Annotated in this window: 20 protein-coding genes; 8 read left to right on the top strand and 12 right to left on the bottom strand. The window is 58.4% G+C overall.

All coding sequences use genetic code 11. From position 1 onward, the window contains the following. Window positions 1-229 precede the first annotated feature (229 nt). From KQP88_RS25340 to KQP88_RS21410, 4 genes are all read left to right on the top strand, one after another. Complete coding sequence (locus KQP88_RS25340) at window positions 230-9,790, top strand: calcium-binding protein (protein WP_253950515.1); 9,561 nt, start codon at window positions 230-232, stop codon at window positions 9,788-9,790. Window positions 9,791-9,940: 150 nt separating this feature from the next. Continuing rightward, window positions 9,941-10,312 (top strand): hypothetical protein, encoded by a 372-nt coding sequence (locus KQP88_RS25335; RefSeq protein ID WP_253950514.1) that lies wholly within the window; start codon window positions 9,941-9,943, stop codon window positions 10,310-10,312. A 234-nt stretch (window positions 10,313-10,546) separates the two neighbouring features. Continuing rightward, window positions 10,547-11,866 (top strand): type II toxin-antitoxin system HipA family toxin, encoded by a 1,320-nt coding sequence (locus KQP88_RS21415; RefSeq protein ID WP_216704124.1) that lies wholly within the window; start codon window positions 10,547-10,549, stop codon window positions 11,864-11,866. Continuing rightward, a complete protein-coding gene (locus tag KQP88_RS21410) occupies window positions 11,863-12,180 on the top strand; it encodes a helix-turn-helix domain-containing protein (RefSeq protein ID WP_253950513.1) in 318 nt (105 codons plus the stop codon). The genes KQP88_RS21415 and KQP88_RS21410 overlap by 4 nt, the downstream gene beginning before the upstream one ends. 334 nt (window positions 12,181-12,514) lie before the next feature. Here KQP88_RS21410 and KQP88_RS21405 read toward each other — a convergent pair whose 3' ends face one another. Then, window positions 12,515-12,760, bottom strand: a complete 246-nt coding sequence (locus KQP88_RS21405; RefSeq protein ID WP_216704123.1) for a helix-turn-helix domain-containing protein — start codon at window positions 12,758-12,760, stop codon at window positions 12,515-12,517. Between the two features lie 123 nt (window positions 12,761-12,883). Here KQP88_RS21405 and KQP88_RS21400 point away from each other — a divergent pair, with 123 nt between their 5' ends. Beyond that, the gene (locus KQP88_RS21400) at window positions 12,884-13,186 is read left to right on the top strand and encodes a hypothetical protein (RefSeq protein WP_253950512.1); all 303 of its coding nucleotides are present in this window, start codon (window positions 12,884-12,886) and stop codon (window positions 13,184-13,186) included. Between the two features lie 256 nt (window positions 13,187-13,442). Here the strand turns inward: KQP88_RS21400 and KQP88_RS21395 are convergent, their stop codons facing one another. From KQP88_RS21395 to exaC, 8 genes are all read right to left on the bottom strand, one after another. Beyond that, entirely contained in the window at window positions 13,443-14,174 is a 732-nt protein-coding gene (locus KQP88_RS21395; RefSeq protein WP_200994476.1) for a LexA family transcriptional regulator, read from the bottom strand. 346 nt (window positions 14,175-14,520) lie between these two features. Then, a complete protein-coding gene (gene ppa, locus KQP88_RS21390) occupies window positions 14,521-15,048 on the bottom strand; it encodes an inorganic diphosphatase (RefSeq protein ID WP_201018648.1) in 528 nt (175 codons plus the stop codon). A 104-nt stretch (window positions 15,049-15,152) separates the two neighbouring features. Further along, window positions 15,153-15,965: a M90 family metallopeptidase gene (locus KQP88_RS21385; protein ID WP_216704122.1), complete on the bottom strand. Its 813-nt coding sequence runs from the start codon at window positions 15,963-15,965 to the stop codon at window positions 15,153-15,155. Between the two features lie 3 nt (window positions 15,966-15,968). Next, window positions 15,969-16,616 carry a DedA family protein gene (locus tag KQP88_RS21380; protein ID WP_216704121.1) on the bottom strand — a complete coding sequence of 216 codons (648 nt, stop codon included), beginning with the start codon at window positions 16,614-16,616 and terminating at the stop codon, window positions 15,969-15,971. 209 nt (window positions 16,617-16,825) lie between these two features. Then, on the bottom strand, window positions 16,826-17,278 hold the full coding sequence (locus tag KQP88_RS21375; RefSeq protein ID WP_200986290.1) for a GNAT family N-acetyltransferase: 453 nt from the start codon (window positions 17,276-17,278) through the stop codon (window positions 16,826-16,828). A gap of 84 nt (window positions 17,279-17,362) precedes the next feature. Next, a complete protein-coding gene (gene eutC, locus KQP88_RS21370) occupies window positions 17,363-18,202 on the bottom strand; it encodes an ethanolamine ammonia-lyase subunit EutC (RefSeq protein WP_216704120.1) in 840 nt (279 codons plus the stop codon). Then, window positions 18,199-19,593 (bottom strand): ethanolamine ammonia-lyase subunit EutB, encoded by a 1,395-nt coding sequence (locus tag KQP88_RS21365; RefSeq protein WP_216704119.1) that lies wholly within the window; start codon window positions 19,591-19,593, stop codon window positions 18,199-18,201. The genes eutC and KQP88_RS21365 overlap by 4 nt, the downstream gene beginning before the upstream one ends. A gap of 304 nt (window positions 19,594-19,897) precedes the next feature. Then, window positions 19,898-21,418, bottom strand: coding sequence for an acetaldehyde dehydrogenase ExaC (gene exaC / locus KQP88_RS21360; RefSeq protein WP_216704118.1), 1,521 nt, complete (start codon window positions 21,416-21,418; stop codon window positions 19,898-19,900). Window positions 21,419-21,610: 192 nt separating this feature from the next. Between exaC and mpl the strand changes: the two genes are divergently transcribed. Genes mpl through KQP88_RS21345 form a run of 3 tightly spaced genes read left to right on the top strand, consistent with a single transcriptional unit; the run spans window position 21,611 to window position 23,863 of the window. Then, entirely contained in the window at window positions 21,611-22,960 is a 1,350-nt protein-coding gene (gene mpl, locus KQP88_RS21355; protein WP_216704117.1) for a UDP-N-acetylmuramate:L-alanyl-gamma-D-glutamyl-meso-diaminopimelate ligase, read from the top strand. Further along, window positions 22,957-23,586, top strand: a complete 630-nt coding sequence (gene ubiX, locus KQP88_RS21350) for a flavin prenyltransferase UbiX (protein ID WP_025261986.1) — start codon at window positions 22,957-22,959, stop codon at window positions 23,584-23,586. The genes mpl and ubiX overlap by 4 nt, the downstream gene beginning before the upstream one ends. Continuing rightward, the gene (locus KQP88_RS21345; RefSeq protein WP_025261985.1) at window positions 23,579-23,863 is read left to right on the top strand and encodes a YceK/YidQ family lipoprotein; all 285 of its coding nucleotides are present in this window, start codon (window positions 23,579-23,581) and stop codon (window positions 23,861-23,863) included. The genes ubiX and KQP88_RS21345 overlap by 8 nt, the downstream gene beginning before the upstream one ends. A 55-nt stretch (window positions 23,864-23,918) precedes the next feature. On the opposite strand, the gene KQP88_RS21340 is transcribed toward KQP88_RS21345, so the two are convergent. The 3 genes from KQP88_RS21340 to KQP88_RS21330 all read right to left on the bottom strand — a co-directional run bounded on the left by KQP88_RS21340 (window position 23,919) and on the right by KQP88_RS21330 (window position 26,896). After that, window positions 23,919-24,560 (bottom strand): oxidoreductase, encoded by a 642-nt coding sequence (locus KQP88_RS21340; RefSeq protein ID WP_216704116.1) that lies wholly within the window; start codon window positions 24,558-24,560, stop codon window positions 23,919-23,921. Window positions 24,561-24,587: 27 nt separating this feature from the next. After that, entirely contained in the window at window positions 24,588-26,312 is a 1,725-nt protein-coding gene (locus KQP88_RS21335; protein WP_216704115.1) for a C13 family peptidase, read from the bottom strand. A gap of 128 nt (window positions 26,313-26,440) precedes the next feature. Then, the gene (locus tag KQP88_RS21330; protein ID WP_216704114.1) at window positions 26,441-26,896 is read right to left on the bottom strand and encodes a MaoC family dehydratase; all 456 of its coding nucleotides are present in this window, start codon (window positions 26,894-26,896) and stop codon (window positions 26,441-26,443) included. Window positions 26,897-26,910 lie beyond the last annotated feature (14 nt).

The following is a 26,910-nucleotide window of genomic DNA, read 5'->3' as shown; positions in this document are numbered from 1 at the left end:
GGCCGGTTCACTTCAAAAGGCGCAGATCAAATGGGAAAACCCGGTACTCAATGATGTTGGTCCCGGTAATGTCAAGGTCTTGACGGCCATTGATCTGTTGAATAAATACAATAGCAATAATCCAGACTCGGACCCTTTGGGGCTTAAAGGCTATACGCAGGATTACAAGACATTAGTCAGCGATCTTTCTAACGAAGGTAATAACCTGAGTTTGAAGTTTGCAGCCTTAATGCTGCAGGAAGGACAGGAGTTTTACTCTACCAGGGCCGCCACTGCCTGGAATATTTATGATCAAGACACCAAAGACGCCATTCTGATCACGTATTACAACAACGGTAAGGAATGGGCGAGCGAGAGGGCTGACAAGTTTTTCGCCGAGACCCCCGGTGGTCAATACGTACCCAAGCCAGGCGGAGGCGTCAGTGGTGGTGAGGTTTACCTTGAGAACGTTGATCAGATCAAGGCTTATGTAGGCACCCCCAACAAACCACCGAGCGTGAGTGATTTCAATCTCGATATCTTCAACGCGGGTCTGACACTCGAGAAAGACGCCACAGACCATGATCGGTTTGCGGCACAAGTAGCGGATGGGCTTGTGCGCAGTGGCGGTGGTTGGGCGATCACTTACAACCCGAGCAGTTTGAACATCAACCAGATGCAGGATTCGTGGGTCAACAATACTTTTGCTGCCGCTGCGACGCAGATTCTTGCCGACAGCTATCGGCCTGGTAACGGCAACACGGTCAAGGACGTATTCGATTTCAGCCTGAAGAGTGCCAGCAGTGGTCTGTCATTCGACAGTGTTTCGGGGCAGGCAGGTGCCTGGTTGAACTCGGGCAATGCCTTTTCACGTCTGACCCTTCCGACTGACCCTCTGGTACTCGATCTTAATGGCGATGGCGTCCGGCTGACTGATTATGTCAGCCAGCCTGTGCTTTTTGATGTCGACAACGATGGCGGCAGTCTGGAAGAAACCGGTTGGGTCAGTGCTCAAGACGGGATTGTCGTGGTCGACCGCAACAATAACGGCAAGATCGACAATATCAGCGAGACCCTTTCCGAATACTTTGGCGGAGCCGCAGGGGCTGCCGGAAATGCAGGAGAAAAACGTTTTGCCAATGGTTTTGCTGCGCTTGCCAGTCTGGACAGTAATGGCGACAACGTTTTTGATAATCGCGATGACGCCTGGTCCAGTGTCAAGGTTTGGGTCGATGCTAACCATGACGGCAAAAGCTGGGTGGATAGCAACGGCAATGGGGCGGTCGATGCTGGCGAGGCCGATGAAGTTCGCTCGCTGAACGAGCTTGGTATCACCCGTATCAACCTTGCCAATACTTTGCAGAACGGCGAAGTACGCGATGGCAACGAAGTGCTGGCCCGTGGCACGTTCATCCAGAATGGCGTCAGTAAGGAAGCGATTGCAGCCAATTTCCTGGCAAACCCAAATGGCCACACCTTCAGTGCCAGTGGTAACGGAACGATTGTTTCGACTCAGGGGGGAGGAGAGGTGGCACCCGTGAGTGCCTATGCGTCCTCTTCTGTGGCCGGTGAAACCATTGATGTGGCGCAAAAGGGCGTCAGCAATGCCAGTGGTTCATCAGGTAACGATACTCTGCTGGGCGACAGCAAGAACAACTGGCTCTCAGGTGGGCAGGGCAGCGATAGCTTCCAGGCCGGTGCCGGGGATGACGTGCTGCTGATCGACGCTGATGACGATGCAACCAATATCCATGGCGGTGCGGGTACCGATATCGTTCAGGTGATCGGCGATCAAGGTGTTGTTCTCAACCTGACCACGGCTGAGATCGAGATCGCTCAGGGCGGCAGAGGCAATGACGTGTTTATCGCCGACGGGCAAAGCACGGTCTACATGCGCGGTGGCAACGGTGACGATGTCTTGGTGGGTGGCTCTGCCAACGATGCCTTGTCCGGTGAGGATGGCGACGACTTTATCAGCGGTGGTGCCGGTAATGATGTGCTGCGTGGTCACCGTGGACAGGACCAGATTCATGGTGGCCTGGGCAACGACTTTATCGATGGTGGCCTTGATGACGATACGCTCAACGGCGGTGCCGGTGACGATGTACTGATCGGTGGTGCGGGCGATGATGTGATTGATGGCGGTGACGGCCTGGACGTCATCGAACTGTCCGGCGACTTTGCCGACTACCGTCTGACACGAACGGCAGAAGGTGTCTGGATCAGCGACACCGTGGCCGGGCGCGACGGTACCGATTTCCTGCAGAACATCGAAAAGGTCAACTTCAAGAATCTCAAGCTGGTCGAGATCCCGAGCACCACCAGCGAAGGCATCGAGAATCCTCTGCTGGTCAAGGATGTCCTGAGCAACGACAAGGCCGGTGCTGCTTTCGAGCGTACCAGTGCGCATCTGATCGGCAAGGAACAACTGCTGCAGAACGACATCGACTGGCAGCATGATGCGCTGCACATCACCGGATTGTTCGATGTCGTGGGCGGTACGGCCAGTGTGACCCAGGCGGGCGATGTGCTGTTCACGCCGGATGCAACCTTTACCGGCATCATGGGCTTCAAGTACACCGTTGCCGACGCCAAGGGCAATGAGGCCGGTACGGTCATCAGCATGGGGACCGGCGAAAGCGCGACGATGCGTGCTGCGGTTTACCTCAAGACCTCGGACCTGCCCGACGATCCGCTGGTGACCGATCAATGGTATCTGTCCCAGGCCAATATTCTTCCGGTCTGGAAGGATTACACCGGCAAGGGCGTCAGAATTGCCCAGATCGAAACCACCAGCCCTTTCGGCACGACCAAGGAAGTGCTCGATTACCGTCATGCCGACCTGAAAGACAACATCGACAAGAACTGGCTGGCCAATGCCACGCCGGGGCAGATGGCGGGCGAGGGCAGCGGCGGCGTCTTCAGCGATCACGCCACTCTGGTGGCCGGTGTGATGGTCGCCTCCCGCAATGGCGAAGGCAGTGTGGGCGTGGCTTATGACGCCACGGTTGCCGGTTACTGGGTCAATAAAGACGACTTCAGCACCATGTCCCACATGCACGAATATGACGTGGTGAACAACAGTTGGGGCAGTAGCATTCCCTTCGACCTGAAGTTTTCCCCGGCCGAACTGGGATTGATGCCGACGCCCCACCGTCAGGCCTTGCAAGAGGGGCGCGATGGTCTGGGGACCGTGATTGTAACGGGGGGCGGCAACGACCGTGAGAAAGGCGGGAACACCAACTACTCGAACGTCTCCAACAGCCGCAGCAGTATCATTGTCGGCGCGATCAATGCCACCACCGATCTGGGGGCGCTCCAGTTTGGCGGTAAGCCGTTTTCCAGCCCGGGCGCCAGCATTCTGGTCAGTGCGCCGGGCTCGAACGTGACCTCCACTTCGCGTCTGGTGCAGAACGACAATGGCTCCACGTTCGGGGCCGACACCAGCGTTTCGCAAGGCACCAGTTTTGCCGCGCCGATTGTCTCCGGCATCGTGGCACTGATGCTAGAAGCCAACCCTGAACTGGGGTATCGCGACGTCCAGCAGATCCTGGCGATTTCGGCCCGCAAGGTCGCCGACCCTGATACCTCCTGGCAGGAAAACGGAAGCCAGAACTGGAACGGCGGCGGCATGCACGTCAGCCACGACTATGGTTATGGCGAAGTCGATGCTCGCGCGGCGGTTCGTCTGGCCGAAACCTGGAATACCCAGCAGACCTTCGCTAATGAATTCAGCCTGAACCAGCCCCTGGACTCCGGCACCCTCAACCGCGCAATCACTGATGGACAGGGCGCAGGCATCAGCCATTCCCTGACCCTGGGTAACGCCGGTATTTCTGTCGAGCATGTTGAAGTCAAAGTCAGCCTGACGCATTCCCGACCGGGTGATCTGATCCTCAAGCTGATCTCGCCGTCCGGTACGGAATCCATTCTGATGAACCGTCCGGGCAAGGCGCCGGGCAGCGCGGCAAGCGATCGTGGCAATGCCGACTTCGCTGGCAGCTCGACCCTGAATTATGTGTTCGACACGGCGCTTCTGCGGGGTGAAACGGCGCAGGGCAACTGGACGCTGCAAGTCATCGATACGGTCACCGGCGACACCGGCACACTCAATAGCTGGAGCATGAACGTTTATGGCAAGGCCGGTACGTCCGATGACCAGTATGTGTATACCAATGAATATGCACAGCTGGCGGCTGCTGGTGGGCGCAATGTGCTCAACGATACCGATGGTGGCTTGGACACGATCAATGCCGCAGCGATTGCCAGCGCCAGCGTCATCGACCTTTCCAAAGGTCAGGCGACCCTGGCCGGTGCCCAGTTGACCATCTCTAACCCTGGCCAGATCGAAAACCTCATCGGCGGCGAGTTTGGTGACTCGCTGACCGGTAACGCTGCGGATAACCATCTCTCGGGTGGGCGTGGCGACGATCTGCTGTCGGGCGGTGCAGGTATCGATACGCTGATCGCAGGGCAGGGCAATGACACCCTGACCGGCGGCGCCGATACCGACTATTTTGTGATCGACAAGAACGCGGGCGACGTCGATACCCTGACCGACTTCGTCATCGGCACCGACCGAATCGTTCTGTCCGGTTTCGGCCCTGATGTGTATTCGACGATGGGCATCAGCCAGCAAGGTGCGGACACCCGGTTGACGCTGGATGACGGGCAAGTCCTGGTACTTAAAAATGTGCAGTCCCAGGGCCTGACCCTGAGCAGCTTCGTGCATGTACCGGAAGGTGTGAGCCTGAGCCGTCTGGAGCGTTATTCCGGCTTTGGTTTCGGGCTTGATGGCACCGTGACCGAGCGGATTCTGCCGGACACGACCAATGGCGTTCTGTACTGGGCCAATGAGGGCGGTGAGCGCGTCTTCGGTGGCACGGGAGCCGATGTGATCACCGGTGGTCTGGGTGATGATGTGCTGGTCGGCGAAAGCTCCACGTCTTCGACTGTCGGCGGTAACGACACCCTGAACGGTGGCGAAGGCAATGACGTGGTGCGTGGCGGTGCAGGCGATGACGTGCTCTACGGCGGTGCCGGGCTGGATTATCTCGGAGGCGATGCCGGTAACGATGTCCTCTATCTGGAAGGCGATCAAGGCATCGCTGACTACGCGACCACCACATTGCTGTCACCGAACATCAACCTCGGCGGTGCAGCCTCGCACACCGGAGCCTCGGTGGCGGGCGGTGCCGGGAATGATCGTTTTGTCGTGGTCGAAGACCTCAAGGCGAGTGCTTCGCAAGGCATCATGGCCAACCTGATCGACGATTTCGAGGTGGCCAATCCCGCCGAGAAAATCGACCTGTCACAGATCCGAGCGGTACACAGCTTTGCCGAACTGAACTTCAGTTCCGTGACGGTGGATGGCGAGCAATACCTGAGAGTCTGGCTGGGCGCGATGGCCAGCGGCACTCAATACCTGACCCTCAAAGGCGTTACCGCCAATCAACTGTCCGCCACCAACTTCATTTTTGGTCAGGCCGTTGCACAGCCCAAAGTGCTGCTTAGCGGCACTGCTGCCAACGATCTGCTGATCGGCGACGCTGGCGGCAATACCCTCGATGGCGGTGCCGGTGCGGATGTGCTTGAAGGACGGACAGGCGACGACACCTATATGGTCGACAACGTCGGTGACGTGATCAAGGAAGTGGTGGGCGGTGGCTATGACCTGGTCAAGTCCAGTGTCAGCCATACCCTGTCCAGTGAAGTCGAGTCCCTGCAATTGCTGGGTACAGCGGCTATCAATGGCACCGGCAATGAACTGGCCAACCGCATTGTGGGCAACAGCGCCAACAACGTGCTGGATGGTGCCGGTGGCTCCGATGTGCTGATCGGCGGCCTGGGTGACGACACCTATGTGGTCGATGACGGTTCCGACCGGGTCGTCGAGTCCCAAGGTCAGGGCACGGACACGGTCAATGCCTCGGTTTCCTTCACACTGGCCAGCAACCTGGAAAACCTGAACCTGACCGGCAGCGCCAACATCAACGCTACAGGCAACAGCGCCGACAACATTCTGCGCGGCAATATCGGCGATAACCGTCTCGACGGCGCCCAAGGTGCAGACCTGATGATCGGTGGCCTGGGTAATGACACCTACTTCGTCGATCACATCGGCGATGTGGTCATGGAGGATACCGACGCGGGTAATGACAAGGTCATTTCCACAGTCGACTACAGCCTGGCGACGAATGTCGAGAGCCTGACCCTGTCCGGTTCCGCCCTGAATGCCACGGGTAACGCCCAGGCCAACGAACTGTTCGGCAACGAACACGACAACCGCCTGTACGGCGGCGCTGGCGACGACTTCCTGCAGGGTGGCAAAGGCAATGACCGCTACGTGTTCGGCGTCGGCCATGGCCAGGACACGATCAACGAAGACCTGGATGCCAGCGGTGGCGTTGACACCATCGTGTTTGAAGCGGGCATCAATGCAAGCGACGTTGCTGTCGATCACTCAGCGCAAGGCATGGTGCTGCGCCTGAACGATGGTCAGCAGATCATTTCCGGCTGGACCGCAGCCCGTGGCCACAGCATCGAGCGCATCGAGTTCGCCAACGGCACGGTCTGGAATACAGCAGCGCTGGCGACCCAGGCCAACCGTGCGCCGACCCTGGCGCAGGCGATTGCCGACCAGAGCGTGGCCGAAGACAGCGGCTTCGTCCTGACCCTGGCACCCAACGCCTTTGTCGATGCGGACAGCGGTGATGCCCTGAAACTGAACGCCACACTGGCTGATGGCAACCCTCTGCCAGCCTGGCTGAGTTTCGATGCTGCCACCCGTACCTTCCGTGGCACGCCGGACAACAGCGCCGTGGGTAACCTGTCGATTCGCGTCACCGCGACCGACAAGGCCGGCCTGTCCGTCAGCGACAGCTTTGACGTGCGGATCAGTAATACCAACGATGCACCGGTCCTGGCCAAGGCCATTGTCGATCAGGCCGCAACCGCAGGCACCCTCCTGAATTTTGCGCTACCTGCTGCAACGTTCACCGACGTGGATGCCGGTGACACATTGAGCATCACCGCGCAGTCTGCCGACGGTAAGTCGTTGCCTGCCTGGCTGACGTTCGATGCGGCCACTCGCACCTTCAGCGGCACGCCTGGAAGTCAGGGAACCGTCTCGGTCAAGGTTTCGGCCGTGGACCGTGCAGGCGCAGTGGTCAGTGATGTGTTCGACATCGTGGTCGGCGAACAGACCGGTTTGATCACCGGCACCCAGAGCGGTGACTACCTCAATGGCGATGCGCTCGCCAATACCATCAACGGCTTGGGTGGCGACGATACCCTTTACGGCAGGGCTGGCAACGACGTACTGAACGGTGGTGATGGCGTCGACTGGCTTTACGGTGGCGACGGCAACGACACGCTGGATGGTGGTGCGGGCAATGACAGATTGTCTGGCGATGCGGGCAACGACACGTACCTGTTCTACCGCGGTATGGGGCAGGACACCGTGTCCGATTTCGACCGGACCGTCGGCAACGTCGACACCATCAAGGTCGCAGCGGGTATCGCACCGGAAGATGTGATCCTCAGTCGTGATCTCAGCTCTCTCACACTCTCGATCAAAGGGACCACCGACAAACTGTCGATCAGTTCTTTCAGCGACGCCAACTATCAGGTGGAGCGTGTCGAGTTTGCCAATGGCACAGTCTGGGATATCGACACCCTCAAGGCCATGAGCCGCGGTGTGGCCAGTGATGCAGCCGATACCCTGTATGGTGACAGTGGAGCCGATGTGCTTGATGGGCTCAATGGTGACGACAAACTCTACGGTGACGGTGGTAACGACCAGCTCAATGGCGGTGCCGGTAGAGATTCGCTGTATGGCGGCAATGGCAACGACACCCTCAATGGCGGAGCCGACAACGACTACCTCGATGGTGGCGATGGCAATGACATTCTCGATGGCGGTGCCGGCAACGATTCCCTGAGCGGATCTCGCGGCGATGATACTTACCTCTTCTATCGCGGCATGGGCCAGGACACGATCAACGAGTTCGACTCCACCACGGGCAATGTCGACACCATCAAAGTCGCGGCAGGCATCACCCCTGGCGATGTCATCGTCAAGCGTGACAGGACGGATATCGTGCTCTCCATCAAGGGCACGAACGACTGGATGAAAATCTACGACTACACCAGCTCCAACTATCAGGTGGAGCGCGTCGAGTTCGCGGACGGGACCGTCTGGTCTGTTGCGGACCTCAAGCGCCTGTCGGTGGTCGTGGCCAGCGAAGCGGCCGATACGATTTACGGCGACGAGACGGGCGAGCAGATCGACGGGCTTGGCGGCAATGATCAGTTGTACGGCCAGGCCGGTAACGATGTGCTCATTGGCGGTGCTGGCGATGACATGCTCGATGGCGGAACGGGTGTCGATACGCTGGATGGCGGAGCAGGCAACGACACGCTGTATGGTGGCTCGGGCAACGACATCTACCTGTTCCAGCGGGGCGGTGGCCAGGACCAGATCTACGACCGTGACTGGACCTCCGGCAATATCGATGTGATCAAGCTGGCACCAGGTATCAGCCCGGGCGATATCAAGGCTTCGCGCGTGGGCGACAACCTCGAACTGGCGATCATCGGCACTTCGGACAAGATCACCGTTCGCGACTGGTTCTACTCCACCGACTCGCAGATCGAGCAAGTCCAGTTCGTGGACGGCACCGTCTGGGATGCGACGGCCCTCAAAGCCATGGTCAAAGGCGTGGCGAGTGAAGGCAACGACACCCTGCAAGGCGAAGAGTCTGTTGCCGATGTCCTCAGCGGTCTGGGCGGTGACGACAGCCTTTACGGCTTGTCAGGCAACGACACCCTCAACGGTGGCGCTGGCAAGGACAAGCTCTATGGCGGAGCAGGAGCGGACATCCTCGATGGCGGTGCCGGTGATGACAGCCTGTATGGCGATGCAGGCAACGACACCTACCTGTTCTATCGCGGTGCCGGGCAGGACTGGATAAGCGACTACGACAATACGGCCGGCAACCTGGACGTGATCAAGCTTGCGGAAGGCCTCAAACCTGCCGATATCCAGCTCACCCGTAGCCTGAACGACCTGTATGTCGGCATTGCCGGCACCAGCGACAGGCTGACGGTTTCCGGATGGTTCTCCAATAGCGCGAACCTGATCGAACAGATCCAGTTCGCTGACGGGACCACCTGGAATGCCAGCACCATCAAGACCATGAGCAACGGCACGTCCACCCAGGGCAATGACGCGCTTTATGGCGATGATGCTGTGGCCGATTCGCTCAGTGGCCTTGCAGGCAACGACAAGCTCTATGGTCTGGGCGGCAACGACGTGCTGTCGGGCGGTGCCGGGGATGATGAACTGAACGGCGGCGCAGGCGCGGACACCCTCATCGGTGGCACGGGCAATGACCGGCTGTATGGCGACCGTGGCAACGACCTCTATCAGTTCGAGCGCGGCGGTGGCCAGGACGTCATCGACGACTTTGACCCGGATGCCAACACGGATGTGCTGCAGTTCGGTAGCGGTATTGCGGCCGACCAACTGTGGTTCAGCAAGAATGGCTGGGACCTGGAAGTCGGCGTCATCGGCACGAGCGACAAGGTGACGGTATCCAAATGGTCATTCTGGGGCGAGGGCACTTGGGAGAAGGCCCAACAGATCGAGCAATTCCGCACGGCGGACGGCAAGGTCCTGATGGCCAGTCAGGTTGACCAGATGGTACAAGCCATGGCGGCTTTCGCGCCTCCTGCACCGGGAGAAGTGAAACTGTCGGAAAACTACCAGGCCTCGTTGAATGCGGTGATTGCTGCGAACTGGCAGTAAGGCAGGAAGCAGCCGCGCCTTTGGGCGCGGTTGCTTTTGATCCAATCGAAGAGAAAATCGCTGAACGCACGCCATAGCGTGTGTTCATTGACAGGTTTGCGTCCAAAAATGATGGGTATCTCGTACGACTCATCAAGGCCGGAACCTTTCATGAACATCAAAGACTCACCTGTCCGCTACCCGAAACATCGCTTTTCATCCTCGCAAACCACCTGCAAGAAGTGTGGCCTTCTCCGAAGGCGTCACATGCTTGCCCGGTCACCTCGCCCGTCACACGAACCACTGAGCAAGCAAAAAGTCGTCAGCGCCATGTACGCCTACCTGATGAACAGTTGGGAAGAACTGCCTGACCAGAACAAGCGTGCGCTGGGTTTTGATTTTGTCGTGGGCAGTGAAAGGGAGGAAGAGGGACTGAATCATATGGCGCGGTTGTTTATGGAATATGCGGAGATTTCGTTTCGGCGGGCGTTGGTTGCGCGGCGTAGAAGGCTTGGGGTTGAGAAGGTTTCCGTTGATAAATAAAAGCTGGTTTGTGGTTAAGGCCGACCAGTACATATGCGGTGTTTTTTCATCAGTCGTCGCCAGCAAGCTGCCTCCCACAAGTCCTTCAGATCTGGATCAGGCTTGTGGGCATCGTTATCGAGCAATCTGCAATATAGTGCACTTATACAGCCTTTGAGGGTGGGTTTTCTGCAATAAATTGCATTTTTTAGGCCTCTTCCCTATGATTATCTGCACTATATTGCAGGTGGCGTTATGCAGCTCACAATCCAGATCCACGATGAAGGCCAGTGGCGTGATGCTTTTCATCTCACCTTTCAAGAGCCTGCGGAAGGTTTCCTTGGGCCGTGTTCTTATGCCTACGACCGTGATTACATCATTCGCCACATCAACGACGTTCTGGCACAGGATGAGTCGGCGGTCAGCTACAACTTCCCGGTAGGTTTTGACGACAACACAATCAAGATCGCTCCAGCATTTCTTCACGATATCTCGCCAGCGGGTGCAGCAAAGAGTTCTCTGATGCGGCGAATAGGCGGGGAAAAGCCTGAGGGTCTGGCCACTGACCTCTTTCTGCTCCGTCGTTGTACGCCAGCGCCAATCGGCAACATGCGAATCAAAGAGTCTGCCGACCTGATTGATCAGTCAGCTCGCCTTGGATTTTCTCGTGATGAGGTGATTGCTCTGAGTACTGAGTTCATCGACTACGCATACGATCAAGGAGCTGCCATTGGCGGTGCCAGTGGAGCAGGTGGTGCAGCACCAAAGATTCTGATGACGGAAGACAAAACGGGCCTTCTTTACCCGGATGCATCGCTTCCAGATACAGAGGCTGCTGAGCACTGGTTTATCAAGTTTCCAAGGGGGCAGGCACTAAACGAAGACGTCGCCATCCTGCACGCGGAGTACCTGTACTACAAAGCGATTCACCAGCTCGGGCTGAATACGATTTCGCAGGATGGGCTGGCACTTCATGAAGGTCGCAAGCCAAGTCTCTGGATGAAGCGGTTTGATCGTGAAACATCAGCTGAAGGCGTTAAACGTTTTGCGGTGGAGTCCATTTACTCATTGGCCGGTATTTCAGAGCCTGGGGTTCAAATGAGTCATCTTCAGGTCATCGATGTGCTGGTAAGCATCTGGAGATACGCGGGCCAGAAAGAGGAGATCCCTGAACTGATTTCTGAATATCTGCGCCGCGATTTGCTCAACCAGGTATTGGGTAACACCGACAATCACGGTCGGAACACGTCAATCATCCGTGAGAAGGGGCGCTTCAAACTGGCCCCCATTTATGACCTGGCTCCGATGTCTGCAGATCGCGAAGGGATCATCAGAACGACACGATGGCCTAAGCCGATTGAGTTGGCCAATAACATCGATTGGAAGGCCGCCTGTATGAGCTTGGGAACCTATGTGCATCCCGCTCGCTTATATGAACGCCTGATGGAGGACGCCAAGCTGTTCCTTCAACTTCCTGACATCCTTCAGCCAGATCTGCCGGAGTTAATCTGGAACCACCCCAGCATCCCGCTGGCCAACCTCAAAAACCGAATGCAAGCCTGGGGTGTTCTATGAGTTCAAATGCCGCCATGAGTGGGCAGGACTTCAGCAAAATGACAAGGGAAGAGCTCATTCGCTCCATCGAGAACATGCTGGGTCATGGTGAAATATCGATGGGCAAGGCTGTTGAGATGCTTCGAACAATGGTGGCCAGGCTGGATCAGCGTACCTTTGCCAAAATGTGCAAAATCTCGATTCGTACCCTGGCGCATATTGAGCATGAAGAAGGTAATCAGACGATCAAGTCGATGAATGCGGTGTTCAAGCCGTTTGGTCTTGAGCTTTGTCCGGTGAGGGTGAAGCGGAGTCAGTATGTGGGGGGGCGTTAAAAATGGTGATATGTGCTTAGCTTCTTATCGATCAGAGGGATTTCAAAATAAGTGGGACGCCCTTTCCATTCCAGTGATGGCCTGTGAACATGATCAACTCTGCCGTTTCGCTTTCGCGCTTCAGTTGCTGGCGCTCACGTTATTCGAGGCAGATCAATTTGAGTAGCAGCAGGACGTCTTGGCTCTTCATGAGGTTCTCGGTTAGCAACTGTCCTTTGTCCTAGGACTGAGGACACTTTGAGCATTTGTCAGTGGGCCCTGTCAAGCACCTCGACACCATCGCCAGATGGTGTCGTGCAAGTCTTTAAATGCCCAATCCTATCCTTTTGCTCGCTCAAATCGAGGTAGTCGCACCCTCCACCCCCCGAAGCACCCCATACGGATCCACCCCAATCCCCTTGCACACCTCCAAAAACTCAATCACATCCAACCTGCGCTCGGCATTCTCGGTTTTCGAGACGAAGGATTGTGGGCGGCCGAGCCGGGTTGCCAGTTCTTTTTGAGTCAGACCGGCTGCTTCGCGTGCCTCCAGCAAAAGCTGGAGCAATGCTTGGTAGCGGGTGTTGTGGATGGTTTTCACGTAGGTGTGCCGTTTGATGGTCCGACACCCTGAATAAACCTGATTTGGGATTATCCCAAAATGGGTTTTTGGTTTAAGCTTCTGCTTCCAGGGATGTGCACGCACAAGTGCAAGGGAGTCAGTATGAAAAACAAGAAACCACAACTGTTGTCTCGCAAGCCTCGCAGACTCAGATCCTCAACCTTCTCGGCGCGGGAGGTTATGACCAGGCAACAAGTCGTCAGCGCCATGTACGCCTACCTGATGAACAGTTGGGACGAGTTGCCTGAGCAGAACAAGCGTGCGCTGGGTTTTGATTTTGTCGTGGGTGGCGAAGGGGAAGAGGAAGCGCTGAATCACTTGGCGCGGTTGTTCATGGAGTATGCGGAGATTTCGTTTCGGAGGGCTTTGGTTGCGCGGCGCAGACGTATGGGAGTGATTGACTGACTTTTCGCAAGCAAATAAAAAGCCGGCTTGTGGCCGGCTTCTCGGGGACGGTCTTGGTTTATTTTTGGTAAACCGCAATCGCCTTCAACAGGTGCAACCGCAAGGGATGCTAAAAAGGTAACAAACCGAACGTGTCGTTCGCCTTGTGTGGCACGGGTCGCGCTGGGCGGCCTGTGCCGAATGGTGGCGTTAGGATACTGATGTTTTCCTCCGATGCCCAGTCTTGAAACACTTTCTCATACGTGGCTGTCCCGGTTTAGCGCAGCAGCATGGCGTTTCGGCGGCTGTTGAGGGTGGACCACCAGAATATCCAGCCCAGGATGCGGATGTTTTCCCGCTCGATTTCTTCGGCGCTGAAGAGTTCGTCGGGGTATTCGCTGTTGTTGTGACTGCGCAGGCGCAGGCCGCCGTTGGGCAGGCGGTAGAGGTATCTGACGCGCAGGATGCCGCCATGTTCGAGGGCGTACATTTCGCCGTCGATGACCTGGGTCAGGTCACGGTTGACGCCCAGCAGTGAGCCGTCCTGGATCTTGTCGGCCATGCTGTTGCCGATCATGGCGACGCACATGGTGTTCTTGGGGTCGATGTTCATGGTTTGCAGCACGTGCATGGGCAAACGTATTTTCTGGCCGGGCGCTTCGGCCAGTACGGTCTTGCCAATGCTGTTGGTGGATTCGATTTCCTTGTAGATCTGGATTTCCACATCGCCGCGCAGCAGGCTTCTGCCTTGGTGGAGCGTAATCGGGGTGTCGCCGCCATTGTTCTCGTTGGCGGAGTCTGTCGGGTGTTTGGGTCCTTCGCCGGTGCGCAGCCAGCGGGGGTTGACGGTCAGTAGTTCAGCCACTTCTTCCAGCCGCGCCATGGGTACGCCGCGTTTGAACCAGTTGTTCACGTGCTGGGGCGTGACTTTGCGGTTGGCTGCAAAGTCCGTCGCAGAAAGATGGCACTCCCGAAGGAGGATGCGTAGTCGATCACCGGATGTATTCATGAGGTCGAGTTTACGGCGGTCGCGAATCCGTTTAAATGAACGGGATGTGCAAATACTGCAGTTCCCTTATTGCTTACGGTTAGCGACCTACAGGTACAACAGCCGTTGCGTAGGCATGTTCCGCAATCCGTTTATTTGAAGTAAACGCTGCGTTCTGCTTTAAACCGATTGCGCGGTGTTCACGCTGTGTTTATCGCGTTTCAAATGAGAGCTGTATTTTTATACGTTTGTTTATTGATGGTGTTCTGGAGGATTTGCGAGGCAGGAGAGGAGCGGAGGAGGCGAGGGTTTTGCAGAAGGTGTTCGGAACACCCGGTCAGGTGTTCCGAAACGGTGAAACGGGTGATCAGCCTTTGTAGGCTGCAACCGATTTCAGGATCTCGGCGCGGGCTGCGTCAGCATTGCCCCAACCATCGATCTTCACCCATTTGCCTTTTTCGAGATCCTTGTAGTTCTCGAAGAAGTGCTTGATCTGTTCCAGCAGCAGGGCTGGCAGGTCGGTGTACTCTTTCACGTCGACGTACAGCTGGGACAGCTTGTCGTGTGGTACAGCGATAACCTTGGCATCGCCGCCGCCATCGTCGGTCATGTTCAGGATGCCGACCGGGCGGGCACGGATGACCGAGCCTGGAGCAACCGGGTAAGGAGTAACAACCAGCACGTCGAGGGGATCACCGTCGTCAGCCAGGGTGTTAGGGATGAAACCGTAGTTGGCCGGGTAGAACATCGGGGTGGCCATGAAACGGTCAACGAACAGGCAATCGGATTCTTTGTCGATTTCGTATTTGATCGGCGCGTGGTTGGCCGGGATTTCGATAGCGACGTAGATGTCGTTCGGCAGGTCTTTACCAGCCGGAATCTTGCTGTAGCTCATTGGGTTTTGCCCCCGTAGTTGACCAGACAGATATTGGCATTAACGCCAAAAAGTGGGCCGGATTATAGGCACATTCTGTTGGCGTTGACACGTACCGCGTTGGATCAGTGGGGGCTTTGACAGGCTGTGTCGCCCTTTTGCAGGGCCTCGAGGCGTGCCAGGGTGTCCTGGCGGTAAAAGGCCTTCAGTTGCTCATAGACCTCGGGATAGGTGTCGTGCAGCAGGTCGGGCGCGCTGAAGAAGTACTCGCTGGTCACGGCAAAGAATTCGGCCGGGTCTTCGGCGGCATAAGGATCAATGGCCGTCTCGATGTCCGGATTGTTGTCCAGTTGCCGGTTGAGATCGTCGTAGGCGCTTTGCATGACACTGGCCCACTCGCTGATCCGCATGTCGCCATGCAGTGGCGGCAGGCCGTTGGCATCGCCATTGAGCATGTCGAGCTTGTGCGCCAGCTCGTGGATAACCAGGTTATAGGCATCCCAGTCGCCGCTGGACAGCACGCCCGGCCACGCCAGAATCACCGGGCCTTGTTGCCAGGCCTCGCCGCTGTGTTCGCCATCCCATTCATGTTCGATACCGCTGGCATCGCGATGGCGTTGCGGGCTGATGAAGTCGCCGGGGTACAGGACGATTTCATGAAAGCCCTGATACCAGTTCAGATCCTCAAGGTTGAGCAATGGCAACTGGGCCTGGGCGGCGAGGAACAGGCGCTGTTCATCATCCAGTTCTACGCCCGGCAATGCCGTCAGGTGCTTGGCCTGCAGGAACAGCACGCAGGCTTCGCGCAGGGCCTGGTCCTGCGCGTCGCTCAAGCCCTCCAGAATCGGCAGCCGCTGGCGCACCCGTTCCCACACTTCGGGGGCGACGGGGTTTTTGGCCAGCGTGCGCTGCCTGCGCCAGTTGCTGAAAGACCACATGGCTCAGCGTGCGTCTGCCGAGCGGCCCGTGCGACTGCGGATCAGGCCGATGATCATGGGCAGCAGGGAAATCAAGATGATCACCAGCACCAGCAGCGTCAGGTTCTTCTTGATGAAGGGCACATTGCCGAAATAGACCCCCAGCGTCACCAGACTGCCGACCCACAGGATCGAGCCCAGCACGCTGAACCCCAGGAAGCGCAGATAGTTCATCCGACCAATGCCCGCGACGAAAGGCGCAAAAGTACGAATGATCGGCAGAAAGCGCGCCAGCGTAACGGTCTTGCCGCCATGGCGTGCGTAGAACATCTGAGTGCGAATCAGGTAGTCGCGACGGAAGATTTTCGAGTCGGGATTGCGGAACAGTCGTTCTCCGGCGGTACGCCCGATAACGTAGTTGGTGCTGTCGCCCATTATGGCGGCCAGCATCAGAAGCCCACCCAGCAGAACCGGGTCCATGCCGCCACCGGCTGCCACTGCGCCTGCGATGAACAGCAGCGAGTCGCCCGGCAGGAAGGGCATGATCACCAGCCCGGTCTCACAGAAAATCACCAGAAACAGGATGGCGTAGATCCAGGTACCGTAATTGGTTACCAGCAGGTCGAGGTACACATCGAGGTGCAGGATGAGATCGAGGGGGTTGAATTCCATTGGTATACCTGAGGCCAGCCCCTTGGAGCAGGGCGCGTGCGGAAGAAACTACTGTGCGCTACGGGCGGCATTATAGAGGTATAAACAAGGCATGGGTTTTTCGCGACTGAAGTCGCTCCCACGGGTAATGCTGAACTTGTGGGAGGCAGCTTGCTGGCGACAAGGCTGAAGTCGCCAGCAAGCTGCCTCCCACAAAGAGAGTGGTGACCTTAGTTGATCGGCAATACGTAGTTCTTGAACTGCGTATCTTCCTTGAAGCCAATGGACTCGTAGACCTTGTGCGCCACTTCGTTGTCGCTGCTGGTGGACACGCGCATGCGTACGGCATGGGTTTCCTTGGCCATCTGTTTGGCATGCTTCATCAGATGGTCTGCGACCAGTTGGCGGCGGGAGTCTTCGGCCACGTAGATGTCGTTGAGAATCCACACGCGCTTGAGCGACAAGGACGAGAAGCTCGGGTAGAGCTGGCAGAAGCCCAGCACCTTGGTGTCGTCATCCTTGGACAGTGCCAGGTAGATCACCGACTCATCACGGCGCAGACGCTTCTCCAGAAAGTCGCGTGACGAATCCGGGAAGGGCAACTCGCCATAAAACTCGCGATATTTGATGAACAGCGGGCAGAGCAGGTCCAAGTGTTCAAGAGTTGCTTTTATGATCCGCATGATTGGGCCTCAACTTCACTATGGGCGAATGCAGTGTGTTCGGGCGACGGTTTGATGCTGCCGACTGGCTTTAGAAAGCGCAATCTAATGCGGCTCAACCGGGCCTGCGAGCAGGAAGTTACCCTTGTTATCGGCGGCGCCATCCGATTCCACAGTCTTCAATTCGGCTTCATCCTTGAGATTTACCCCCGACACCTGTCGCCGGCAGGCTTCACGCATCAGATAAAGCAGGCGATGAGCCGCCATTGCGTAACTCAGGCCTTCCAGTCGCACATTGGAAATACAGTTGCGATGGGCGTCGTTCAGGCCAACCTTGGGCGCATAGGTGAAATATAGCCCCAGGCTGTCCGGAGAGCTCAGGCCCGGGCGTTCGCCGATCAGGATCACCACCATCTTCGCCCCCAGCAGCTCGCCGATTTCGTCGGCGATGGCGACACGGCCTTGCTCCACCAGAACCACGGGAGACAGTGTCCAGCCTTCGGTGGCGGCCTGTTCTTCCAGTCGCGCCAGAAACGGTACGGTATGGCGATGCACGGCCAGCGATGACAGGCCATCGGCAACCACGATGGCCAGATCGACGCCGCCGGGATGGGCAGCAGCGTAATCCTTCAACTGTTTGGCCGAGTCGTCGTTCAGGCGTCGTCCAAGGTCCGGGCGTTGCAGGTAGCTGTTACGGTCGGCAGCGGCGCTGTGCAGCAGCAAGGTTTCACGGCCTTTTTCCGCCAGTTGTGCGCTCAGTCCTGCATGATCGAAGGGCAAATGCACGGCATCCCGTGCTTGGGCATGGGCGAACTGGAAGTCCAGTTGTGCGCTGGTGGGCAGGCTGGTGCCGGTACGGCCCAGGGCAATACGCGCCGGAGTCAGGCGGCGCAGTTCCAGCCACGGGTTGGGGAGTGTTTCGTCGGTCATGGAAGTTTCACTCATGCCAGATGCGCCAGAGCATGGCGGAAGGCCGGTGGCAGGCTGTCGCCAAAGCGCACATGGCCATCGGCCTGGGTGAAGATGCCCATTTTTTCCAGCCAGGCCTCGTATTCGGGTGCCGGACGCAAGCCCAGGCTTTGCCGCGCATAGAGTGCGTCATGGAAGGAGGTGGTCTGGTAATTGAGCATGATGTCGTCGGAACCCGGGATGCCCATGATGAAGTTGATTCCCGCCACGCCCAGCAGCGTCAGCAGGGTGTCCATGTCGTCCTGGTCGGCTTCGGCGTGGTTGGTGTAGCAGATGTCGCAGCCCATGGGCACGCCCAGCAGCTTGCCGCAGAAGTGGTCTTCGAGCCCGGCGCGGATGATCTGTTTGCCGTTGTAGAGGTATTCCGGGCCAATGAAGCCGACCACGGTGTTGACCAGAAACGGATTGAAATGCCGGGCCACGGCATAGGCGCGGGTTTCGCAGGTCTGCTGGTCGACGCCATGGTGCGCGTTGGCCGACAGAGCGCTGCCTTGGCCGGTTTCGAAATACATCAGGTTTTGCCCGAGCGTCCCGCGATTGAGGCTCAGGCCTGCGTCATAACCTTCCTGCAGCAGTTTCAGGTTGATCCCGAAGCTGGCGTTGGCGGCTTCGGTGCCGGTGATGGATTGAAAGACCAGATCGACCGGTACGCCACGGTTTATCACTTCAATGGACGTGGTGACGTGGGTCAGCACGCAGGATTGAGTCGGGATTTCATAACGCTGGATGATCGCATCCAGCATTTCCAGCAGGGCGACGATGGACGACGTGCTGTCGGTGGCCGGGTTGATGCCGATCATGGCGTCGCCGTTGCCGTACAGCAGGCCGTCCAGCACGCTGGCCGCAATGCCTGAAGGCTCGTCGGTCGGGTGATTGGGCTGCAGGCGTGTCGACAGCCGGCCGCGCAGGCCGACGGTGTTGCGAAAGCGCGTCACGACGCGAATCTTTTGCGCCACCAGCACCAGGTCCTGCACGCGCATGATTTTCGAGACTGCCGCCGCCATCTCCGGCGTGAGGCCGGGAGCCAGGGCGCGAAGGCTGGTTTCGTCGGCCTTGTCGCTGAGCAGCCAGTCCCGAAAGCCGCCCACGGTCAGGTGGCTGACGGGCGCAAAAGCCAGCTTGTCGTGGGTATCGATAATCAGACGGGTGACTTCGTCTTTTTCGTAAGGGATCAGCGCTTCTTCAAGGAAATGCTTGAGGGGAATATTGGCCAGCGCCATTTGTGCGGCGACTCGCTCACCATCGTTTTGCGCTGCAACCCCGGCCAGAAAATCGCCGGAACGGGCAGGACTGGCTTTTGCCATCACGTCCTTGAGGCTGTCGAAACGGTACGTCAGCGCACCGATAGCCTGTGAAAAGCTTGCCATACAGATTCTCCATGACGTCCCGCCGTTGGCGTCGGACGTAGTCTTTCGGTCAAACCGGTGACGTTCCGGTTCAAGCGACTGTGGGAAGCGATGTAAGCAATTAATACTCCATAGTGAATGGAAGTGCGAATTTGCGGGGTGTGGCGGGAGGTATTTACGGGTGCTGCTTCAAGGTGGGGCGCCGGGATTCGGGAGAATGCCCGGCGTTGGTGCGCTGTTCGCGGATGAATCCGCTCCCACACAGGCTGTGTGGATAAATCCCACAGTCACTCTTGTGGGAGTGAATTCATTCACGAACAACCAATCAGAAGAAGCCCAACGGATTGGTGTCGTAGCTCACCAGCAGGTTTTTGGTCTGCTGATAATGCTCCAGCGCCACTTTATGGGTTTCGCGACCCACGCCGGACTTTTTGTAACCACCGAACGCCGCATGCGCCGGATACAGGTGGTAGCAGTTGGTCCAGACACGACCGGCCTTGATGGCACGGCCTACGCGGTAGGCGCGGTTGATGTCGCGGGTCCATACACCGGCACCCAGGCCGAACTCGGTGTCGTTGGCGATGGCCAGTGCTTCGGCTTCGTCCTTGAAGGTCGTGACGCTGACCACCGGGCCGAAGATTTCTTCCTGGAAGACGCGCATCTTGTTGTTGCCTTTGAGCAGCGTCGGCTGGATGTAGTAGCCGGTCGCCAGATCGCCTTCCAGTTTTTCCACCTTGCCGCCGGTCAGCAGCTCGGCGCCTTCGGACTGGGCAATTTCAAGGTACGAGAGGATCTTGTCGAATTGCTGCTGTGAGGCCTGCGCGCCGACCATGGTGTCGGTGTCCAGCGGGTCGCCGCGTTTGATCTTCAGGACCTTCTTCAGCACCGCTTCCATGAATTGTGGATAGATGGATTCCTGAACCAGCGCACGGGAAGGGCAGGTGCAGACTTCGCCCTGGTTGAAGAACGCCAGCACCACGCCTTCGGCAGCTTTTTCGATGAACTCCGGCTCGGCGCTCATGATGTCTTCAAAGAAGATGTTCGGCGACTTGCCGCCCAGCTCCACGGTGGACGGAATGATGTTGTCCGCCGCCAGTTTCATGATGTGCGAACCCACCGGCGTGGAGCCGGTAAAGGCGATCTTGGCGATGCGCTTGCTGCTGGCCAGCGCTTCCCCCGCTTCGCGGCCATAACCCTGGACGATGTTCAGCACGCCGGGTGGCAGCAGGTCGCCGATCAGCTCGACCAGTACGCTGATGCCCAGTGGCGTTTGCTCGGCGGGCTTGAGCACGATGCAGTTGCCGGCTGCCAGGGCTGGCGCGAGTTTCCAGGCGGCCATCAGGATCGGGAAGTTCCACGGGATGATCTGGCCGACCACGCCCAGCGGTTCGTGGATGTGATACGCCACGGTATTGCCGTCGATCTCTGCCGCGCTGCCTTCCTGGGCGCGCAGGACGCCAGCGAAGTAGCGGAAATGGTCGACTGCCAGCGGGATGTCGGCGTTCAGGGTTTCACGAACGGCCTTGCCGTTGTCCCAGGTTTCGGTGATGGCCAGTTTTTCGAGGTTGGCTTCGATGCGATCTGCAATTTTCAGCAGCGTCAGCGAACGCTCTTGCACGGAGGTCGTGCCCCAGCCCGGCGCAGCGGCGTGGGCGGCATCCAGCGCCTTGTCGATATCTTCTGCGGTGGAGCGGGGGAATTCTGCGATGGGTTTGCCGGTGATAGGCGAGGTGTTGGTGAAGTACTGGCCTTTGACCGGCGCGACGAACTCGCCGCCGATGTAGTTACCGTAGCGTTCCTTGAAGTTGATGAGCGCGCCTTCGGTACCGGGATGTGCGTAACGCATGGTGAAGTCTCCTGATTCTTGTTGTGGGGAATTCAGCGTGGTCAAACCTGTGGCAGAGAGTAGCCAAGAGTAGGCCATTTATACCCGCTTCGGGAATGAAATTCAGGCACGGGCTTTTGCACGACCGGACAAAGACCGGGTGCCATTTCAGCGGTCCTGAGCTACCCTGCGCGGATGTTATAAGAGGTCATCATGCATATTCATATCCTTGGTATCTGCGGCACGTTCATGGGCTCGCTGGCGGTACTCGCCAAAGAGCTGGGGCATCGCGTCACGGGCTCCGACGCCAACGTCTACCCGCCGATGAGCACCCAGCTGGAGGCTCAGGGCATCGAGTTGACTCAGGGCTATGATCCCGCCCAACTCGACCCGGCACCGGATCTGGTGGTGGTCGGCAATGCGCTGTCGCGTGGCAACCCGGCAGTCGAGTATGTGCTGAATAAAGGTTTGCCTTATGTTTCCGGCCCGCAGTGGCTGGCCGACCATGTATTGCAGGGCCGCTGGGTACTGGCCGTTGCCGGTACGCACGGCAAGACCACCACCAGCAGCATGCTGGCCTGGGTGCTCGAGCATGCGGGCATGAGCCCGGGCTTCCTGATCGGCGGCATTCCGCAGAACTTCGCGGTGTCTGCGCGACTGGGCGGCACGCCGTTCTTCGTGGTCGAGGCTGACGAATACGACAGCGCCTTTTTCGACAAGCGCTCCAAGTTCGTCCATTACCGCCCGCGTACCGCGATCCTCAATAACCTTGAGTTCGATCACGCGGATATCTTCCCTGATCTGCCAGCCATCGAGCGGCAGTTCCACCATCTGGTGCGTACCATCCCGAGCGAAGGGCTGGTGATTCACCCGACCACCGAGCCTGCCTTGCAGCGTGTCGTTGAAATGGGTTGCTGGACGCCGGTACAAACCACAGGCCAGAACGGCCAGTGGCAGGCACGTCTGCTGAGTGAAGACGGCTCGCGTTTTGAAGTGCTGTTCGAGGGGCAGCTTCAAGGCGTGGTCGAGTGGGACATGACCGGGCAGCACAACGTTGCCAATGCCCTGGCGACCCTGGCGGCAGCGCGACACGTCGGTGTGGTGCCTGCGCAGGGCGTCGAGGCGCTGAGTGCTTTCAAGAGCGTGAAACGCCGCATGGAGAAAGTCGCAGAGGTTCGCGGCATCACTATCTATGACGACTTCGCTCACCACCCGACGGCCATCGCCACCACCCTCGACGGCCTGCGCAAGAAAGTTGCCGATGCGCCGGTGATCGCCATTATCGAACCGCGCTCCAACTCCATGAAGCTTGGCGCGCACCGCGATGGTCTGCCGGAAAGCGTGCAGCAGGCTGATCAGGTGGTCTGGTATGCACCGGCCAATCTGGGCTGGGACCTGGCCGCGACCGCTGCGCAATGCACAGTGCCTTCCATCGTCAGCGATTCTCTTGAAGGGATCATCGAGCGGGTCAAAAGCCAGGCTCAGCCCGGTACTCATGTGGTGATCATGAGCAACGGTGGCTTTGGCGGCCTGCATGGCAAGCTGGCCGAGGCCCTGAAATGAGCGGGCCCGAGCGCATTACCCTGGCCATGACCGGTGCTTCGGGCGCCCAGTACGGTTTGCGCCTGCTGGATTGTCTGGTGCGTGAAGACCGGGAAGTCCACTTTCTGATCTCCAAGGCCGCGCAACTGGTGATGGCGACTGAAACCGACGTGAGGCTGCCGCCCAAGCCCGCGATGATGCAGGCGTTTCTGACCGAATACACCGGCGCGACGGCCGGGCAGATTCGCGTCTATGGCCGCGATGACTGGATGTCGCCGGTGGCCTCGGGCTCGGGTTCGCCCAGCGCGATGGTGGTGGTGCCGTGTTCAACGGGGTCTTTGTCGGCCATTGCCAGCGGTGCCTGCAACAACCTGATCGAGCGTGCGGCGGATGTCACCTTGAAGGAGCGCCGCCAGTTGATTCTGGTGCCGCGTGAAGCGCCGTTCTCCAGCATTCACCTGGAAAACATGCTCAAGCTGTCGAACATGGGGGCGGTGATCCTGCCTGCCTCTCCCGGCTTCTATCATCAGCCGCAGACCATCGACGATCTGGTGGATTTCGTGGTTGCGCGGATCCTCAACCTGTTGAACATCCCTCAGGACATGTTGCCGCGTTGGGGTGAGCATCACATGGGGAGTGATGAATAAGCTGCTGCTGATCGCCGTCGCGCTGCTCATGACAGGCTGCGCGACGGTCAGGACGCTGGATGCGGCTCAGCCGGGCGCGCCTGTCGTGTATGCCGGTACACGACTCGATCTGTATGCGATGCAAGGCGGTTGCTGCGAGAAGGACCGGTTCGGCGCCGAAGCACCTGAGTACCCGGCCCTGGATTTACCCGCCAGCGCATTGCTCGACACCCTGTTGTTGCCGTTGTCTCTGCTGACTGCGCTGGGGGTTGGCTATCAGGCCCAGGGAGGGCTCTGATTTTTTTCGCGACTTCCCCCTTGTGGGAGCGAATTCATTCGCGAACCAATGGTTGTCATTTCCCCAACTTGCGCAACTCATCCGACTCCACAACCCGCACACCATCCTGTTCTTCCAGGGCCAGCCGCCACATGGCGCGAGCCAGGCTGCAGGCTTCGATGGCGCCGTATTTGCCGGGCAGCAGTTTGGCAATCGGTGCGGCGAGCTGTTCGGCCCAGCGGGTTTCCGTGCGGTTGCCTACCAGCAGGGCCGGGCGGGCGATGGTCAGTTGCGGCCAGTCCTGCGCTCGCAGGGCTTCTTCCATTTCACCCTTGGTGCGGTTGTAGAACACGCTGGACCGGGCATCGGCGCCGATGGCGCTGATCACCAGAAAATGCCGCGCACCCAGTTCGCGGGCACGTTCACCCACGGCCAGTACCATATTCAGGTCGATGGCGCGGAAGGCCTCTTGCGAGCCTGCCTGTTTGATAGTGGTGCCCAGGCAGCAGAACGCGATATCCACTTTGCCGCCCAGGGTGGGTAAAAGGCTGTGCAGTTCGCCCACCGGGTTTTCCAGGCGGGAGTGGGCGGCCAATGGGCGACGGGTCGGGGCCAGCACGCGGCTGACGGTGGGTTCGTTGAGCAGACGATCCAGCAAGTGTTCGCCTGTGAGTCCGGTTGCCCCTGCAAGCAGGATGTGTTGCGGCGTCAAGTACATAGTGTTTCTCCCTTGATACTGAATAGCCTAGCGGCTAGTGGAGGTCTTCGCTTCCTTGCGATTCAACGTCGTATTCAGCGCTCGTTCTGCCTGATTCTTGCGTAACAGTTGCCAGCGGGCAATGACGCCCTTGGGTGCCCATATCTGCGGTTCGGAAGCCTCGAAATCATCCTCGATTTCGCGCTGCGCGACATACGCTTTTGCCTCGTTGAAAGCTTGTTGCAGGTCATCGGTTTCGACCAGCGCCCTGGCAAATAGTGCATCTCCGAAATAAGTGAAGTCTGCTTCCTCCGAACAGCCGAACGATACACGGTCCGCTCGCGAGGCCGTCATGACCAGGGTTCGCTCGTCCTTGAGGTCGGGGATGAAGCCTCCCGAGTAACAGGAAGAAATCACGATGATCTTGTCGCGGTCTTTCAGCGGTGCCAGTGCTGCGGCCAGTGCATCGGCAGGCAGATCCGCCAGTGACAGGCGCGGCTGATCGAGCACCAGTTCATGATCCTGAGTGCCATGGCTGGTCAGGTAAATGAACACCAGGTCTTCCGGGCCGCTGCGTTGCGCCAGGGTCTGGGCGGCACGGCTGATGGATTCGCGGGTCGCCAGAGTGCGGTCGATCATGTGATCGCGATGATTGACCAGGCTGATTTGCCCTGAAGCGCCAAACCTCGACGCCAGCAGGTTGTTGACGTAATCGGCTTCGCGCATGAACACGCTCTGCTTGCCGTCACCGGCCACCACCAGGCTGTACAGCTCCAGGCCGGGTGTCGAGGCGGGAACGGCGGCCAGCGCCTTGTCCAGTAACGGGCCCTGGGCGAGCAGGCCGGCTTCCAGTGGATCGGGCAGCAACTTGCCCTGAGCGTCGCGAATCCGCTGACCGTTGGCCCAGACTCCGCGCAGTTCGGTCCCGTCGGCGGACGTCAGCACGCCGGGGCCTTGGTAGGTGTCATTGGCGAACTGGCCGACGTAGTGGCTGCCATCTGCCAGTTGCAGATGGCCTTCGCCGGAAAACTGCCAATTGTTGAAGTGGCCTTTGTAGCGGCTGCCGTCCGATCCGATCAGTTCGCCCGGGCCGGTCAGCGCCCCTTCCTTGAACTGGCCGTTCCAGACATCGCCATCGCTGTTCTCGTAGCGGCCATCGCCGTCGAGCAGGTTGTTGCGAAAGCCGCCGATGTAGTGATCGCCATCGGCACTGGCGAAGCTACCGTTACCCTGGAGCTGACCGTTGACGAACGGGCCGCTGAACTGATTGCCGCTGGCATCGGTGCGCACGCCTTCGCCATTGGGTTTGCCCTGGGCGAACTGGCCCTGGAACTGGCTGCCGTCTTCCATCTCGAGGCGTCCGGGACCATCGTATTGACCGTCCTTGAAATGACCTCTGTAGAGCACGCCTTTTTCCTGCCAGGTGCCTTCGCCATCCCGGCGGCCGAGCTTGAAGCCGCCGACGTACGTCCCGCCTGCAGTGGTCAGCTTGCCCTGACCTTGAAACATGCCGTGTTCGAACTGGCCTTTGTAAATGTCGCCGTTACTGGCATGCCATTCGCCGCGACCATGGCGCAGACCATTCTCGAACTGGCCGGCGTACCAACTGCCATTGGGATAGTCGATACGGCCTTCGCCCTGCAAGCGGCCATTGACCAGATCGCCACGGTAGCGTCCGCCGTCGGGCAGCAGGCCATCGGGCGGCAACAGGGATTCGCTGTCGCCGCAGCCAGCGATCAGAAGGGTCAGAGCCAGAGGAGCAAGCGCGCGCATTTAAGATCCCAAGAGAGTTGGTCCGTGACTCTGCTTGAGCAGATATTGGTGTCACACCGGTGGGAGTATGCCGCAGCGAGTAATAGGGGTGAAACAGTCTGTTACGACTGTTTCATGTTTCAGCGGGATTACACAAAGCACAGGGTCAAAGGCTCTGCGACAAAGGCCGGTTTTTCCTGGCCATCGATCTCCATGGTGGCCGTGGCCTTGAGCAGCCATTGCCCCGGTTTTTTCTCCGTGACGTCAGTGAGTTCCACTTTCAGGCGCACCCGTGAGTCGACCTTCACTGGCTGGACGAAACGCACGCTGTCCAGGCCATAGTTGACCACCATCTTCAGGCCTTCGGGCATAACCAGCAGATCGCCCATCAGTTTGGGGATCAGCGAGAGCGATAGCAGGCCGTGGGCGATGGTGCCGCCAAAAGGAGTTTTTGCTGCCTTGACCGGATCGACATGAATGAACTGGAAATCGCCGGTTGCTTCAGCGAACAGATTGATGCGTTCCTGATCGATGGTCAGCCATTCGGAACGTCCCAGTTCCTTGCCGATGTAGTTCTTGAGCTCTGTAGCAGGTACAAAAGGCATGTCACTCTCCTTGA

The organism is Pseudomonas lijiangensis, assembly GCF_018968705.1.
Taxonomy (GTDB): domain Bacteria; phylum Pseudomonadota; class Gammaproteobacteria; order Pseudomonadales; family Pseudomonadaceae; genus Aquipseudomonas; species Aquipseudomonas lijiangensis.
The sequence above is the reverse complement of the archived record's forward strand: the minus strand, read 5'-3'. Positions and strand labels throughout refer to the sequence as shown.